Raw genomic sequence first — 14942 nt, 5'->3', positions numbered from 1 at the left:
GTTTGTGACCGCACCCAACTAGCTTATGCCGCGCCTCCTCAATGTCAGCACTACCGCTCGAATGCGACCGTAGACTGGATAAATGCGCATCCATATCGCCACCGATCACGCTGGCCTCGAGTTCAGCGCCACTCTGCAGCAGCACCTCACCGATGCAGGCCACGACGTGATTGATCACGGCCCCGTTAAGTACGACGCTCTCGACGATTACCCCGGCTTCTGCATTGCCGCAGCGCTCGGTGTTGCCGCCGACCAGACCGCCGGCGTCGAAGCCCTCGGTGTTGTCTTCGGTGGCTCGGGCAACGGTGAGCAGATCGCCGCTAACAAGGTCACGGGCATCCGCGCCGCCCTCGTGTGGAACGACTCGACCGCCGTTCTCGCTCGCCAGCACAACGACGCCAACGTCATCTCTATTGGCGCCCGCCAGCACACCGTCGACGAAGCCACCCGTTTCATCGACCTCTTCATCGCGGAACCTTTCTCGGGCGACGAACGCCACGCTCGCCGCATCGCTCAGCTTGCCGAGTACGAGACGACAGGCGCCATCGCCGCGCACCCCTTCGAGCAGTAATGCCTGAGGGGCATTCCGTACATCGCATTGCGCGCCAGTTCGCGCTGCACTTCGTCGGCAAAACCGTCGCAGTGTCCTCACCGCAAGGTCGCTTTGCTGCGGGAGCCGAACGCCTCGATGGTCTGCGGATGCTCAGCGCCAAAGCCGTGGGCAAGCAGATGTTCCTCGAATTCGAGCACGACCGCTGGCTGCGCGTGCACCTCGGGCTCTACGGAGCCTGGGATTTCGCGGGCAACTTCACCGCCGACGCGACTACGGCATCCGCTGCCGGTCGCATGGGGCAGACCAACCAGCACGGCACTGTTGTGGATGGCACTGCTGTTGACGGCGCGGATGCCGCTGGCGTTGTCGAGATGAGCAGCGCTGCGGCTGGTGCGGGCAACTCAGTGGTGGGGGAGCACGAAGACTCGCTCGCGAGCATCGGCGCCCCACGACGCACCCGCTTGCGGATGTCGGAGCAAGAAAAAGCGACCGACACCGTCGCAGAGTTTCCACCCGAGCCCATCGGCGCCGTGCGCGTTCGCCTCCTGACCGACATGACCTGTGCCGACTTGCGCGGGCCAACCGCATGCGAAGTGCTGAACCCCGACGAAGTTCAGGTCGCCCTCAACAAGCTCGGTCCCGACCCGCTCGTCGACGACAATGGCGAAGGCGAAGAACGTTTCGTGGCGACCGTTCGCAAGAAGCAGACACCGATAGGCGTGCTGCTGATGGATCAGTCGGTCGTCAGCGGCATCGGAAACGTCTACCGCGCCGAGATTTTGTTCCGCGCACGGCTCGATCCGCATACGCCGGGCAAGCTAATCCCTGAAGAGTTGCTGCGCGAGCTCTGGCGCGACTGGGCGCACCTGCTCGAGATCGGGGTGCGCACCGGTCAAATGATGACGATGGATGGGCTCACTGGCGACGACTACACGGCCGCGCTCGCGAGCCGGGATGACCGCCACTGGGTGTACCACCGCGAAGGGCTGCCGTGCCGCGTGTGTGGCACGAACATTGCGATGGAACTTGCTTCGGCCCGCAAACTGTACTGGTGCCCCAGCTGCCAAGCACCGCTGGGTAGCTAACGTGCGTCACCGCTCTAACTGCGCGTACGCTAGCTCAGAACTGGCCGCAGAAATGACAAGGGCTTTACCGAGTGAAACTGACTAACGCGCGCATCGTCGGCAACGATGCCTCCGCCCTGGTCGATGTCACCCTCACCGAGGGGCGCATCTCCGCTATCGAGCCCCACACGCGCTCGGCGGATGCCGCTGCCGACGATGCTGCAGATAGCGGCGCTACCGACCAGGACCTCAACCGCGACACCATCGATCTCGACGGCCGCTGGATCATGCCCGGCCTCTGGGACCAGCACGTGCACTCCAGCATGTGGGCGCAGCAGTCGCAGCGCCTCGACCTCAGTCACACGACCTCGGCTACCGAAGTTGCCGTCACCCTTGCCACGTCAGTTCTTCCTGAGTCCGACGGCATCATCGTCGGTCAAGGATTCCGCGACGCCCTCTGGCCCGACCAACCCACCCGCGAACTGCTCGATTCCGCCGTCTCCGACATCGCCGTCGTGCTCGTCAGCGGCGACCTGCACTCCTGCTGGCTCAACAGCCTCGCCCTCGAACGCTTCGGTTTTTACGACCACCCCACCGGGTTTCTGCGCGAAGAAGAAGCCTTCGCTGTCGGAAGCGCGCTCAGCCGAGTGGAACCCGACATTCTTGACGGTTGGATCCGTGACGGGGCTGCGGAAGCGGCATCCCGCGGCGTCGTTGGCATTGTCGACCTCGAAATGACGTGGGAGTTCGAGAACTGGCAGCGCCGCATGCTCGAAGGGTTCGACCTGTTTCGGGTGCGCGTCGGCGTCTACCCGCGCTTTCTCGAACGCGCCATCTTCGAAGGCCTCACCACCGGTCAACAGCTGGCACCGCTGCTCGAAGTGGGCCCGTTCAAGATCATCACCGACGGATCGCTCAACACGCGCACCGCGTACTGCGTCGAGCACTACCCGGGCGAACCACACAACAGGGGAGTGCTCAACATCCCCGCCGATGAACTCATCGAGTGGATCCGCACTGCCAGTGGCGCAGGATTGTCGCCCGCCGTGCACGCCATCGGTGATGACGCGAACACTCTTGCCCTCAATGCGTTCGAGATTGTCGGATGCCGTGGCCGCATCGAGCACGCCCAGTCACTTTCTGAGTCGGACCTGCCTCGCTTCGCGGCTCTCGGAATTGCCGCAAGCGTGCAGCCCGAACACGCCATGGATGACCGAGATGTAGCGGACGCTCTCTGGCCCGGACGCAACCACCGCACGATTGCGTTGCGCTCCATGCTCGATGCTGGCATCGAACTGCTGATGGGCTCGGATGCTCCCGTCGCCCCGCTTGACCCGTGGGCAGCGATCGCGTCGGCTGTGAGTCGCAGCCGCGATGGGCGGGAGCCGTGGTATCCCGAACAGCGCATCACTGTGGCCGAAGCCCTCACGGCGTCAGCCCAGTCGACCATCGCCGTCGGCGAAGTGGCCGACATTGTCGTGACACGCAAAAACCCGCTCGACTGCAGCGGTGAAGAACTGCGGGCGATGCGGGTTGACGCGACAATCCTAGCCGGGCGCTTCACGCACAACCAGTTGTAACTACGACGAATCGTAGGCGCAACTAGTCGCAGGCGAAGCGACCGCCAGAGAAGTTACTTGGTGGCGAGGTGAGCGAAGAGGAACCAACGGTCCTTCTCCAGCCCACGAGCGATCTCAATGGCGACGTCTTCGCTGACCTTGTCGAGCTCACCGAGCTCATCAACGGCGGTGCGGACGGTCACGAGAGTGGCATCGATCGCAGCGATGACTTCAGCGATAACGTCGTCGGCCTGCTGGAAGCCGGCGGTCATGCTCGGGGTCGTTGCCTTAGCGCCGACGGTCTGAGTGCGAGCGTCGATCGGGAGTCCGAGGGCGACAACACGCTCTGCAGCAGTGTCAGCCCAGTCGCGGGCGTGGTCGACGATGGTGTCGAGAAGTTCATGGATGGCTTGGAAGTTCGCACCGCGAACGTGCCAGTGAGCCTGCTTGCCGTCAATCGACAGGGCCGTGAGGTCGGTGACAACCGGGCCGAGGAACTGGGCAACACCCGAGGTGACATCAGGGTCTGCTGAGGTCTGCGGAACTGCTTTAATTTCGGTCATTGTGTGCTCCTTCGTTGTTCTACAAAGACAACGCTACGCAGCCTCAAAAATTTCACAAGCAAGCTGAGGCAACGCTAACCCGCCGCGAAGCGGGGTTTCCGGCAGCGCCTAATGGATGCCGGCCCGCAACGCAGAGCACGCTCACGGGGGATATCCCCACTGCCGGTCTGTGTGCATCCACGCTGGGGAGTGTGCCTCGATTTCGCGATTCTGTAGGAGACGAACATCCGCCCCGCGAATGCGCGAGACTAAAGCGAGAGACCCATGACTACAGACACCGTGACGAAGCCCCGAAACCCGTATTGGCAACTGTGGCGCACCACGCCAAAAGAGGTGCTGTACCTCATTGTCGGTTTTCCGATTGCGATGACCGGATTCGGCGTGACAATCTCCCTCGTCGCCACCGGCATCGGCACGCTCGCTGTCTTCCTCATCGGCTTCTTTGTCATGATTCTGGCGTTGTACGTCGGGCGCGGGTTCGGGCTCGCGCACGTCAACCTTCTGGAATGGACTGGCCGGGCCCGGCTAGAGCGCCCGGATTGGCAAGACGACCGAGCCGCTACAGGTTTCGGCGGCTGGCTCGCTGCGACGCTCGGCAACGCCCACTACTGGCTGTACCTGCTGCACACCACAATTCTTGGCTTCACTCTCACGATCATCACGTGGACGATCTCTTTCGTGTGGCTCACCGTCGGACTTACCGGAATCTTCGCGTGGGCCCTCGATGGTGAAGTGCAGACGGGCGACCCCGACTGGTCGATCGGCGAGTGGTCCTTCGGCCTCTTCGGGGTCAACACTGCCGGTTGGAACCCTGTAATTGCCGACAACATCGTTGCGTTCGTCATCGGCCTCATCTTCATCGCCACCCTCCCGTTCGTCACTCGCGGCCTCGTTCTGACCCAGTGGTGGCTTGCCCGCGGAACCCTCACCGCCTTCAAGTCGGATGGTCTTCGCCGCGAAGTGCAGTCCCTCGAAGAGTCGCGTGGCGCTGCCCTCTCGGCAGAAGGTCACTCGCTTCGCCGGCTGGAGCGTGACATCCACGACGGCCCCCAGCAGCGTCTCGTGCGGTTGCAGATGGATCTCGCGGCTGCTGAACGCCAGCTCGACACCAATCCAGACAAGGCTCGCCAGTTGCTCACGGAAGCCCAAGCGCAGTCGGCTGAAGCACTCGAAGAACTGCGGGCTCTGTCACGCGGGTTCGCACCGCCACTTTTGCTCGACCGTGGCCTTGTGGCAGCCCTTGAATCAGTAGCCGCGCGCGCAGCCGTGCCAACGACGCTCACCTCCGAGCTTCCGACCCCGCTCGTTCTTCCAGGCGAAGTCGAGCGTGCGTCGTATTTCGTTGTCGCTGAATTGCTCACCAACGTCGCCAAGCACGCTCACGCTGGCCATGCCTCCGTTCGGCTTCTCACCGAGCAATCGGATGGCCGTCCCTGGCTCCTCGTTCAGGTCACGGATGACGGCCAGGGCGGTGCCGCGGTGCTCGCCGACCACGGTCTTGCTGGCATCGAAGAACGTGTTCGCGGTGTCGGCGGACGCCTTGAGATCGAGAGCCCCGCTGGCGGGCCAACGACGGTAGCGGCGCGGCTGCCTTTGCCCAAACTGAGTGCGGATCGGGCGCCCGTTGACCTCTAGTCTTAAGCGCATGAGCCCTTTGCGTGTTGCCGTTGCTGATGATTCGGTACTGCTACGCGAAGGGCTCGTGCGTGTGCTCGTCGAAGCCGGCTTCGATGTTGTTGGTGCGTTTGGAGACGCGGATGAGCTGCTCGCGAACCTCGACGACTGTGCTCCCGATCTTGTGGTGCTCGACGTGCGCATGCCGCCGACGTTTCGGGATGAGGGAGTGCGCGCCGCCATTCGCTTGCGTGAATTGCGGCCCCAGATCGGCATCCTCTTGCTCTCGCAGTATGTCGAGGTTGTGTATGCGCAAGAGCTCTTGTCGTCAGGTCGCGGCGGGGTCGGCTACCTCTTGAAGGACCGCGTCGCCTCTCTGGATGAGTTGCAGGATGCGGTGGAGCGGATTTCTGCTGGCAGCACGGTGCTTGATCCCGAAGTTGTGGCTCAGCTCGTGGGCCGCCGGCAGGATCCGTTGATGTCGTTGACGCCGCGGGAGCACGAGGTCATGACGCTCGTGGCCGAGGGCCGCACGAATGCGGCTATCGCTAAGCAGCTCGTCATCGGTGTTGGCGCGGTCGAAAAGAACGTGACGGCAATCTTTCAGAAACTGAATCTCGAAGATTCGGGCAGCGACCACCGCCGCGTTCTCGCGGTGCTCACCTGGTTGCAGCGCTAGCGTCGCCTTCTTCCTGCTTAGCGAAGAGCGCTGAACTTGGTGTTGAGCGTCTTGAGATCGCGGATGCGCCGCTCGAGCGTAATGCCGAGGAACAACACGATCGCGCCACCGACTACAGCCCACAGCCACCACGAGGTCAGCTGATAGAAGCTGATGAGCGCGGGAGCAAACGTGTGCGAAGCGTGAATGAGAACGACAATGGTGGCAATGATGAGGGGCGCTTTGAGCTTCAGCCATGCTCCGAGCACGATGATCGTTACGGCGACGATGCCGAGAGCAACAATGCGCCACTGAGTTCCCGCGCTATCGGTGTCCACAAACGTCGCGATGAGACTGGGGGCCAGCAGCACAACGAGGCCGCCGCTCAGCCACTGCATGCTGCGCGCATCCGGATCGCTCATCATCCGCAGCCCTCCGTGGGCGAGCAGAGCCACCCCGAGAAGCACGGACACCCACTCGAGTGGCTCCACGAGCGTTCCGAAATACCCGATCACACCAAGGATGCTGGCGAGGGTGAAAGCGAGGTAGCTCATGCGGTGGGTAAGCGGTCGTGTAGAGGCACGAGCCGCGAGCACGAGAAGAACGCTGCCGAGTGCGACCAGGCCAATGATGCGAACGGCGTCGACCGACGCGTTTCGCTGGTCTGTGCCGAGCAACGCCAGAATTTCTATCCCGTATAGCAGCACGAGGGCACTGCCGAGCAGCACTTCGCTCATGACTGCCCATCCCGGGCGGTTTTCGTCACGAGAGAATCCGCTGGCAGCGGCACCGAAGCTGGCGAGAGCCAGTAGCGCAACCGCGACCAGCAGACCGGAGTCGAGTTCGGGCAACAGTCCTCTATTTTCAGACAGCAGGATGAATGCCCGTGACGCGGTCGCGAGAATGAGCCCGGATGCGGACGCAATGATTGCGACGCCCCAGAAGTCGATGAGCTCGCTGCGTGGTTCTACGAAGGCGGCAGCCACTAAGAGAGCTCCGCAGAGTCCCGCAATGATGAGAGTGCGGAGTCCGTTGCCGTCAGCAGCATTGAGCGCGAGGGGAAGCACGGCAATGAGGAGACCGACGAGCGCGATCGCCGGTGCGGAAGCTAGCCGCGCCGCTCTCAGCTCTGCGCGTGCAATCAGTATCGAGAGGGCGATCACGACGGCGCTGAGAGGCAGAACGTACGCTTCAAGAGCGTCGACGCGGGCCTGATCGAGTCGAAGCCACAGTGCCCACGTGCCGAACGCCACCGCAGCCCACACCATGTGGCGGCGAAGCGATGCCGACCCGAACACTCCGTCAGTCGAAATGGCACTGAGTAGCAGTGCGACCGACACAAACAACACGATCAGCCATGGTGTGCTCTGTGGATCGATAACCGCACTCACCGTCGTGATTGCGGCAACCGTAAGGGCGCTGATCTCGCTTGCTCGACGAACGGCGCTACGGTGATCCCGCAGTCGCAGAACCATGCTGAATGCTGCGACGAGCACGGCTGTGGTTGCGGGAGCTAGTTCGATCACGACTGCCGAGAGCTCGAGCAGTCTGGCAGTGCTATCGAACAGCCAGGCGGTCGCTGGGGCGAGAGCTGCCGCTGCGGCAATGTTCTCGGGCGCAAACGTGTCTGAGCCTCGCGCGAAAATGGTGAAGCTCAACGCCACGACGAGCAGCGCGGCACCAAGGGCGTTGATGAGGGATACATCGAGCATGAAAGGAGCAGTGACTCCTGATCCGCCGACGACGTTTGCATTCCAGAAGTGTGCTCCGGCGAATACGGTCGCGCCGAAGCCTGTCCACCAGAGTGTTTGGGTTTCGAGCATCGAGGCCTCACGCGAGCGAATAATCAGTGCTCGTACGATCATCCCGAAACCAAGGATGGCGGCGATCAGCCAGAACTCGAGGTACTGCACAACGCCCAGGGCGTAGGTAGCGAGTGCAATGAACGACGCGAGGGTGAACGCAAGGTAGGTCACGTGGGGGGTGAGAGGCGGCGTCGTGAAGCGCGCGCCCACAACGAGCAGTACCGCGCCGAGAGTGACTAAGGCAAGCAGCCGGATGTCGGAGAGCGGTGTCGACGAAGTGGACGGGTCAATCACGATGATGCCCTCAACCACATACAGCAGTGTCACGGCGGCGCCGAGCAGCACGGGCCCCGACCGCTGCCACAGGGTGGAGTGCGAGACACTCACGAAACCGGCGGAGGCGAGTCCGAAACTCGCGATCGTCATGAGGGTTACAGCGCCGACGAGCCACACTTCTGCTTCGGGCAGCGCGCTCGGTGCGGCGGTCACGGAGTAGAGAACGCGCGCTGCCGTGGCGGTGATGAGTCCCGTGGCTGAGGCAACAACGGCGATTCCCCAGAAACTGAGCAACGACTCGCGCGGCGCAATGAACGACGCGGCAATCAGGAGCGCCGCACACAGGGCGGAGATGACGAGGGTGCTGGTGCCTGAGCCACTTGCGGAGTTCAGCGCGAGCGGCACAACGGCGATAAGGAGTCCAGCGAGAGCGATGAACGCTCCAGAGCGCAGGCGGGATTCGCGTAGTTCTGCTCTGGCCGTAAAGATGGCGATTGCCACCACAACCGCGGCGAGCGGCAGCACGTAGGCCTCGAGAGCTTCGACCCTGTATTGCTCGAGGCGCAGCCACAAGGCCCACGTGGAGAACGCGACCGCACCCCAGATAACGAAGCGCCGTGGCGAAGCGGAGCCTACAATTCCGTCGGCGGAGATCGATGCCAGCAGAAGGGTGATCGAGACGAGAAGCGCGATCAGCCAGTGTGTCTCGTGGGGCTGAAGAATTGCACTCGCTGTCGTGAGCAGTGCGACGGTGAGCGCGCTGAGTTCAGCGATACGTCGCACGAATGTGTGTCGGCCCCGCACACGCAGGGTCATCGTGAGCGCTCCGACCAGAACGGATGCCGTGGCCGGTGCTAATTCGATCGCTATAGCGCCGAGACCAGCGGTACGGCTCGCACTATCGAGTGCCCACACCAGTGCGGGCGCGAGCGCCGCAGCGGCAACGAAGCTTTCGATCGAGCGCCCTGTCGGTGCACTCGGTGCACTCGTTGCGCTCGCGGCATTCGTAGCGCCCGTATTCGCTGATGCTCGGGCAACTAGCGCGGTGTTGTTCAGCATCGTGACGATAAGCACTGCGACGAACAGCACAGAGACGAGCAGGCTGATGGTTGTGAGGCTCAGGGCGAGTGGTGCGTTCGCGAAAGGGGCTCCGCTGCCTGTTGCTGCCCAGAGAATGGTGCCCGCAACTGCGGTGCCGACAAACCCTATCCACCACAGAACCTGTCGTTCGAGGGCGGTCACTTCGCGGGTGCGGGGCCAGAGCGATCGCGCGCTGATGACGACGGCAAGAACGGAGACGGTCATCCACGATTCGAGCGGATGGGGATCGAGGGGAGTGAGCGCAAATTGCAGCTGTTCTCCCAGGCCCGCAGCCGCGAGCAACAGCACAAGCGTCGTTAAGCCCAGCATCGTCGTGCGAACTGAAACGACGGTCACGAGGTAGCGGGCAGCAAAGAGCACGGCCGCTGTGCCGAGGCTGGCGAGAAGCCACGTTCCGTAGCTCGACCATCCTGAACCGAAGGCAAGCGCTAACGGTGTGAAGCCGCCCAGGGCAAGAATGACTGTGCTGAGGCGCGGTCCGGGGCGGCGGCGTTGGCTCACACCGATTGCCACGACAGCCAGTACAGCTAGCGCAAGCCACACGGCAACAGCGAGCAGCAGTGTTCCGGCCAGCGGCGCTGCCAGGGCGAGCGCTGCACCTGCGCTCGCGAGAAGCAGAGAAAGCCGAGCGCGGAGTTGGCGCGTAGCCCACCACGCCAACGCCATAATTACTGGAACGCTGAGGAGGGCAAGCTGAGGCCACCCATTGTCGCTGATGGCGAACGGCGCGCTCGCCGCGGTAGTGCGGCGCAGGGACGTCTGAGAGAAATACTGCAGCGCTACAGAGAGCGACGCACTGAGGGGCGCGATCAGCGCAATCGCGGTAATCGCCCACACGCCGAGCGATGCCCACAGGGTGGTACTCCGGCTTGTCGGGCCGAAGTGTCGCCCGCTCGCCTCGCTCAGCACCGCAAGAGTGGTGAGCGCAGCGGCAACGGAGAACACCGCGATAGGGGAGTCGTTCGATAGGAGAGTCGACACTGCTGTCGCGATCGTGAGACCTGCGATCATCGCGAAAGTGTTGCGGATGATCGGATCGAAGGCCGCGCGATGAGCCGCGACGCTGTGGATTGCCGCTACCGCGCCCAAGACGAGGAGCCAGATTCCCGTCGAGCGATTGCCAGCGAATTCTGACGAGACGAACAGAGAGATGATTGCGCTGAAGAACCCGATCGAGAGCCCCAGGCAGGCGAAAACGAGCATGGTCGTGCGCTCTACTCGCCCAGAGTATTCTCCGTGCGCAGCTACGAGGTAGATGAGCGTCGCGGTGGTGAACGCCACCATGGGGAGCAGCACATTTGCCTCAGGGAACCGTCCGTCGGTCAAGCCGGCGACGACGAGGGCAGCCGCGGGCGGGAAAGCCACGAACGCCACCACATTGACGAGCCTGATTGTGCTCGCCCGATGCCACCACATGAATCCCAGCGCAGCGACGATCATCGCTGAGCCCCAGTACACGCGGCCGGCAGAGTCGCCGACGACAAGTAATTCATTCGCACGCACAGCGTAGATATCGAGCCCGACAAGCACGATGGCAAGTGCGGATAGGGCTTCAGCGGTAGCAGAGAGCCCACGCTTCTTCACCATGGTTGCCCCGACGATGCTGGCGATAGTGATGGTTGCGATGATCGCCGACCGCCAAATGAGCCCAAAGCTAATGAAGGCGTAGATAAGGAAGAAGATTGCGCCGACTGAGAGCAGCGACACACCCACGATCAGCAGGATGACTTGGATGCCCGCGTGCGAGCGAGCAGCGGGGGCGTCGATCGTTGTCGGAGCTGTGGCTTCCGCATCGTGGGGAGCTGAAACGGGAGTCAGCGTCGTGGAAGCGGCCGGAGCGGGAATAACCGGCGTGGAGACTTGCGGCGTGGGAGCAGCGATGTGCGCGGGCGGCGGGAACTGGGGATGCGCCGGAGATTCGATCGGAGCCGGCGTCTCTTGGGCCGCAACGGTGTGATCGCTGGATTGCAACATCGCGGCCGCGCGGGCTGCGCGTTGTGCTGTCGCAGCTTCGAGCGCAGCGTATTCGGCATCCCGAGCTTCGTCACGAACGCGTTTGCGTTCGGCTGCGGTCTCGAAACGAATCTTGCCGATGAGCTCGAGCCGGGAATCGAGCAGTGTTGCGACGTCGAGTGATTTTTCGCGGAGAAGGGCGGCATCCGGGTGATTGAGATCAAGCCCACATTGTGAGCACACCGCGGAAGGCGGGAGCGCGACAAAGCACGCCGGGCATCGCGAAGTATCTGTGAGGTCTAGCGGGCCACGGGGAAAAAGAACGTGACCGACGTGCTCTATGAACGAACGCGGTGCATCAACCATGTACTCGGGACTTCCTTTCGGGAGGAAGCCCCAGAGTATCGCTGACTAAAGCTTAAGAAGCGATAAGGCGCGAAAGTGTGGACTGATTGTGGTTGTAACCGTGTGCGGCCTGAATTTCGGGACGAGGCTTTTCGAGACGATTAGTCCATGCCTTGCCGTCCCACCAGCGCAGCATGTGACTGCCTGCGGGGTCCGGGTACCAGCCAAAAGGGGGAAGTTGAGTTGCGGTGTTAGACATCGGGGGAGTCCAAAGTTGCCCTGCCACGAGGGGCGATACGGGGTGTGGCATTCGATCCAGCCGCGGAGGATCAGTTCGGGGTAACGGCTAGCCCCAGTATAGGGGGCACGCGCGAGCCGTGACAAGAGGTCACTTTCGGCGGCGCGGGTGACTTCGAAGTTCCGCCCCGCATGAGTAAGATGGAGCCGTGAATATCTTCGGTTTCGTAATCTCCTTCGTACTCTTTGTGGGCGGCATCTACATGATGGGCGAAGCTTTCTACGTGGAGGGCCTTGAGTCGGTCGTATTCATCGGCGGCTTGCTCGTTACCACGGCGGGTGTCTTCATCCCCATTCATGTCATGAAGCGCGTCGACAGCTAGCTCACTATGGCGAGCCTTCTTAGCCGGCTCGCTCCACTTGCGTTAACCCTGCGAGGGTCCAAACGCATGTTCAGCGATCCCCAGCGCACTCTTGCGCGGATCGATGAACTTCGAAAGAACCCAGTTTCGTTCGAGCCACCCGCATCGATTTCTCGGCACGTGAACGTGTCATCCCACGAAATTGGCGGCTGGCCAGTGTTTACGATCGCGCCGAAGACGCCATCGAACGCCGGCCACGTTGTCTACCTTCACGGTGGGTCTTACGTATTCCAGATCAATCCGCTGCACTGGAAGTTCATCGCCCGCCTCGTGCGTGCCACCGGAGCAACGTTTACGGTGCCGATCATGCCGCTCGCGCCTGAAGCGCGTGCCGCCGCTGTCGTCGATCGTGCGGCAACAATTGTTCAGTCGATTGTCACCGATGTGGGTGCTGAGAACGTCAGTGTCATGGGCGATTCCTCGGGCGGCGGGATGACAATGGCGGTGTCAATGGAGCTTCGAGATCGCAAGCTTCCGCCGCTCCACTCGATCGTGCTGATCGCACCGTGGCTCGATATCAGCGGCACAGATCCAATGCTCGCAGAGATTGCGCCGCGCGACCCCTGGCTCGCGGTTCCGGGTACCCACGCGGCCGGTGCCCTCTATCGTGGCGAACTCGACGAGAGTGATTGGCGCGTCAGCCCCATCCACGGCGACCTCACTGGTCTCGGGCCGATCACGCTGTTCACTGGCACACGCGGCCTTGTGCACGCGGATGCGCTGCGCCTCCGTGCGCGCGCAAAGAGCGAAGGCGTTGCGCTCGACTTTCACGTTGGCGAGGGCATGATCCACGATTACCCACTCCTGCCGATTCCCGAAGCCGCGGATGCTCGACAAGTGATCGCGAGCGCGATCACTCGCGGTAGCTCTGCTGCTTAGCCCGCACTGCAACTAGCGCTCCGTTGCCGGCGCCTAGCGCTCTCTCGAACGGGATGCGGCCTGAGCGTTAACGAACGAAGGCCACCTCAACCGAGGTGGCCTTCGTTCTGTAGTGGAGGGGATACGGAGAATCGAACTCCGGTCATCAGTTTGGAAGACTGAGGCTTTACCATTAAGCTACATCCCCACTCGGCACCCGATCATGCTGTGCACCGAGGAATACTGTACCCGAAACCTGGCAAAGTGCGAAGTCGAGATCGCTACCCGCGTAATTCATCCGTAAATTACTGGGTTCTAGCCCAGTAAATGCTCTCAGCGCGGCCCGAAAAAGACTGATCTGGGTATCTCGTCAACATTCGGTGCGCGCTCAGGCTAGACTTGCCGAGGTCAATTTTGTAACGGCACCGCTACCCGGTGCCATGACTGCATGACAGCACAACAGCACGGCGCCCCGGGGCGTAGCTCAGCTTGGTAGAGCGCTCGGTTTGGGACCGAGAGGTCGCAGGTTCGAATCCTGTCGCCCCGACGAAATACACCATCGAATTACAGGAGATCCACGACGTGAAGACAACCGTTGAGAAACTGAGCCCGACCCGCGTCAAGCTCAACATCTCGGTCACCCCCGAAGAACTCAAGCCGAGCATCGATCACGCGTATGGCCACATCGCCTCGCAGATCAACATCCCCGGTTTCCGCAAGGGAAAAGTTCCGCCGCAGCTGGTTGACCAGCGTGTCGGCCGCGAAGAGATCCTGAACCACGCGGTCAGCGACGGACTTGACGGTTTCTACCGCCAGGCCGTCACCGAAGAAGAGATTCGCGTTCTCGGTCGCCCCGAGGCAGACATTGTCACGTGGCCCGAGGTCAAAGACTTCAGCGGAGACCTCGTTCTCGCGATTGAGGTAGACGTTCGCCCCGAGTTCGACATGCCCGCCTACGACGAGCTCACCCTCACGGTTGAAGAAGTCAAGGTTTCGGCAGACGACGTCAAGGACGAGCTCGACACCTTGCGTGCCCGCTTCGGCACGCTCGTTACCGTCGAACGCCCCGCCACGAAGGGCGACTTCGCTCAGCTCGACCTCGTCGCCAAGATCGGCGAGACCGAGGTTGACTCCGCAACCAGCATTTCCTACGAGCTCGGCTCGGGTGAACTGATCGAAGGCATCGACGAGGCACTTGACTCGCTCAGCGCCGGCGAATCGACCACCTTCGAGTCCGTACTGCTCGGCGGCGACCACGAGGGCGAAACCGCTGTAATCAGCGTGTCGCTTCTCACCGTCAAGGAGCGCGAGCTTCCCGAAGCAGACGACGACTTCGCTCAGATGGCGAGCGAGTTCGACACCATCAAGGAACTCAAGGCAGACCTCAAGGAGCAGATCAAGCGCTCCAAGTCGTTCGGCCAGGGTGCAGAAGCTCGCGACCAGATCGTTGACGAGCTGCTCAAGAGCGTTGAGATCCCCGTTCCCGAGAAGCTCGTTGAAGACGAAGTTCACCGTCACCTCGAGAACGAGAACCGCCTCGAAGACGACGAGCACCGCGCCGAGGTCGTTATCGCAAGCGAGAAGACCTTCCGTTCGCAGATTCTGCTCGACTCCATCGTTGAGTCCGAAGAGATCAAGGTCAGCCAAGAAGAGCTCACCTCGTACCTCGTGCAGGGCGCACAGCAGTACGGCATGGAGCCCGGCGAGTTCATCCAGATCCTGGACAAGAACGGCCAGATCCCGGCCATGGTTGCTGAGGTCGCTCGCAGCAAGGCTCTCGCAGTCGTGCTCAGCAAGGCCAAGGTCGTTGACACCAAGGGCAAGTCGGTAGACGTTTCGGCATTCACCGCCGTAGCAAACGCCGAGCCCGTTGAGGAAGCTCCCGAAGTTGCTTCAGTAGAAGCAGCAGACGACGAGTCCTAAAACACTTCGCT

The 14942-nt window shown here is 62.2% G+C and carries 11 protein-coding genes and 2 tRNA genes; 9 read left to right on the top strand and 4 right to left on the bottom strand.

The features are described from left to right. Positions 1-82 precede the first annotated feature (82 nt). The 3 genes from I6E56_RS03090 to I6E56_RS03080 all read left to right on the top strand — a co-directional run bounded on the left by I6E56_RS03090 (position 83) and on the right by I6E56_RS03080 (position 3197). Positions 83-571 (top strand): ribose-5-phosphate isomerase, encoded by a 489-nt coding sequence (locus tag I6E56_RS03090; protein WP_197135963.1) that lies wholly within the window; start codon positions 83-85, stop codon positions 569-571. Beyond that, a complete protein-coding gene (locus I6E56_RS03085) occupies positions 571-1638 on the top strand; it encodes an Fpg/Nei family DNA glycosylase (RefSeq protein WP_197135962.1) in 1068 nt (355 codons plus the stop codon). The genes I6E56_RS03090 and I6E56_RS03085 overlap by 1 nt, the downstream gene beginning before the upstream one ends. A 71-nt stretch (positions 1639-1709) precedes the next feature. Then, positions 1710-3197, top strand: coding sequence for an amidohydrolase (locus tag I6E56_RS03080; protein ID WP_197135961.1), 1488 nt, complete (start codon positions 1710-1712; stop codon positions 3195-3197). Between the two features lie 53 nt (positions 3198-3250). Here the strand turns inward: I6E56_RS03080 and I6E56_RS03075 are convergent, their stop codons facing one another. Continuing rightward, positions 3251-3739 carry a Dps family protein gene (locus I6E56_RS03075; protein ID WP_197135960.1) on the bottom strand — a complete coding sequence of 163 codons (489 nt, stop codon included), beginning with the start codon at positions 3737-3739 and terminating at the stop codon, positions 3251-3253. 264 nt (positions 3740-4003) lie between these two features. On the opposite strand from I6E56_RS03075, the gene I6E56_RS03070 reads away from it, so the two are divergent. Then, on the top strand, positions 4004-5374 hold the full coding sequence (locus tag I6E56_RS03070) for a sensor histidine kinase (protein WP_197135959.1): 1371 nt from the start codon (positions 4004-4006) through the stop codon (positions 5372-5374). A 10-nt stretch (positions 5375-5384) separates the two neighbouring features. Further along, the gene (locus tag I6E56_RS03065; protein WP_231600582.1) at positions 5385-6032 is read left to right on the top strand and encodes a response regulator transcription factor; all 648 of its coding nucleotides are present in this window, start codon (positions 5385-5387) and stop codon (positions 6030-6032) included. Positions 6033-6049: 17 nt separating this feature from the next. Here the strand turns inward: I6E56_RS03065 and I6E56_RS03060 are convergent, their stop codons facing one another. Together I6E56_RS03060 and I6E56_RS03055 are read right to left on the bottom strand one after the other, a co-directional pair. Beyond that, entirely contained in the window at positions 6050-11389 is a 5340-nt protein-coding gene (locus tag I6E56_RS03060; protein WP_197135958.1) for an SCO7613 C-terminal domain-containing membrane protein, read from the bottom strand. 175 nt (positions 11390-11564) lie between these two features. Then, a complete protein-coding gene (locus I6E56_RS03055) occupies positions 11565-11750 on the bottom strand; it encodes a DUF2510 domain-containing protein (protein WP_197135957.1) in 186 nt (61 codons plus the stop codon). A gap of 187 nt (positions 11751-11937) precedes the next feature. Between I6E56_RS03055 and I6E56_RS03050 the strand changes: the two genes are divergently transcribed. Further along, positions 11938-12111 (top strand): hypothetical protein, encoded by a 174-nt coding sequence (locus I6E56_RS03050; protein WP_197135956.1) that lies wholly within the window; start codon positions 11938-11940, stop codon positions 12109-12111. 66 nt (positions 12112-12177) lie between these two features. Further along, on the top strand, positions 12178-13029 hold the full coding sequence (locus I6E56_RS03045) for an alpha/beta hydrolase fold domain-containing protein (protein ID WP_231606220.1): 852 nt from the start codon (positions 12178-12180) through the stop codon (positions 13027-13029). A 113-nt stretch (positions 13030-13142) separates the two neighbouring features. Here the strand turns inward: I6E56_RS03045 and I6E56_RS03040 are convergent. Further along, positions 13143-13216, bottom strand: a tRNA-Gly gene (locus tag I6E56_RS03040). A 265-nt stretch (positions 13217-13481) separates the two neighbouring features. Here I6E56_RS03040 and I6E56_RS03035 point away from each other — a divergent pair. Further along, positions 13482-13555: transfer RNA gene (locus tag I6E56_RS03035), tRNA-Pro, on the top strand. A 35-nt stretch (positions 13556-13590) separates the two neighbouring features. Then, the gene (gene tig, locus I6E56_RS03030; protein ID WP_197109773.1) at positions 13591-14931 is read left to right on the top strand and encodes a trigger factor; all 1341 of its coding nucleotides are present in this window, start codon (positions 13591-13593) and stop codon (positions 14929-14931) included. Positions 14932-14942: the final 11 nt, after the last annotated feature.

This window comes from Salinibacterium sp. NK8237 (genome assembly GCF_015864955.1).
GTDB lineage: Bacteria > Actinomycetota > Actinomycetes > Actinomycetales > Microbacteriaceae > Rhodoglobus.
This window is presented reverse-complemented; position numbering and strand designations above follow the sequence as displayed.

What these genes read in the sequence shown, in the direction of transcription:
- I6E56_RS03090 (WP_197135963.1), top strand. Translation starts at nt 83, where the DNA reads ATGCGCATCCATATCGCCACCGATCACGCTGGCCTCGAGTTCAGCGCC.
- I6E56_RS03085 (WP_197135962.1), top strand. Translation starts at nt 571, where the DNA reads ATGCCTGAGGGGCATTCCGTACATCGCATTGCGCGCCAGTTCGCGCTG.
- I6E56_RS03075 (WP_197135960.1), bottom strand. Translation starts at nt 3,739, where the DNA reads ATGACCGAAATTAAAGCAGTTCCGCAGACCTCAGCAGACCCTGATGTC.
- I6E56_RS03070 (WP_197135959.1), top strand. Translation starts at nt 4,004, where the DNA reads ATGACTACAGACACCGTGACGAAGCCCCGAAACCCGTATTGGCAACTG.
- I6E56_RS03065 (WP_231600582.1), top strand. Translation starts at nt 5,385, where the DNA reads ATGAGCCCTTTGCGTGTTGCCGTTGCTGATGATTCGGTACTGCTACGC.
- I6E56_RS03055 (WP_197135957.1), bottom strand. Translation starts at nt 11,750, where the DNA reads ATGTCTAACACCGCAACTCAACTTCCCCCTTTTGGCTGGTACCCGGAC.
- I6E56_RS03045 (WP_231606220.1), top strand. Translation starts at nt 12,178, where the DNA reads ATGTTCAGCGATCCCCAGCGCACTCTTGCGCGGATCGATGAACTTCGA.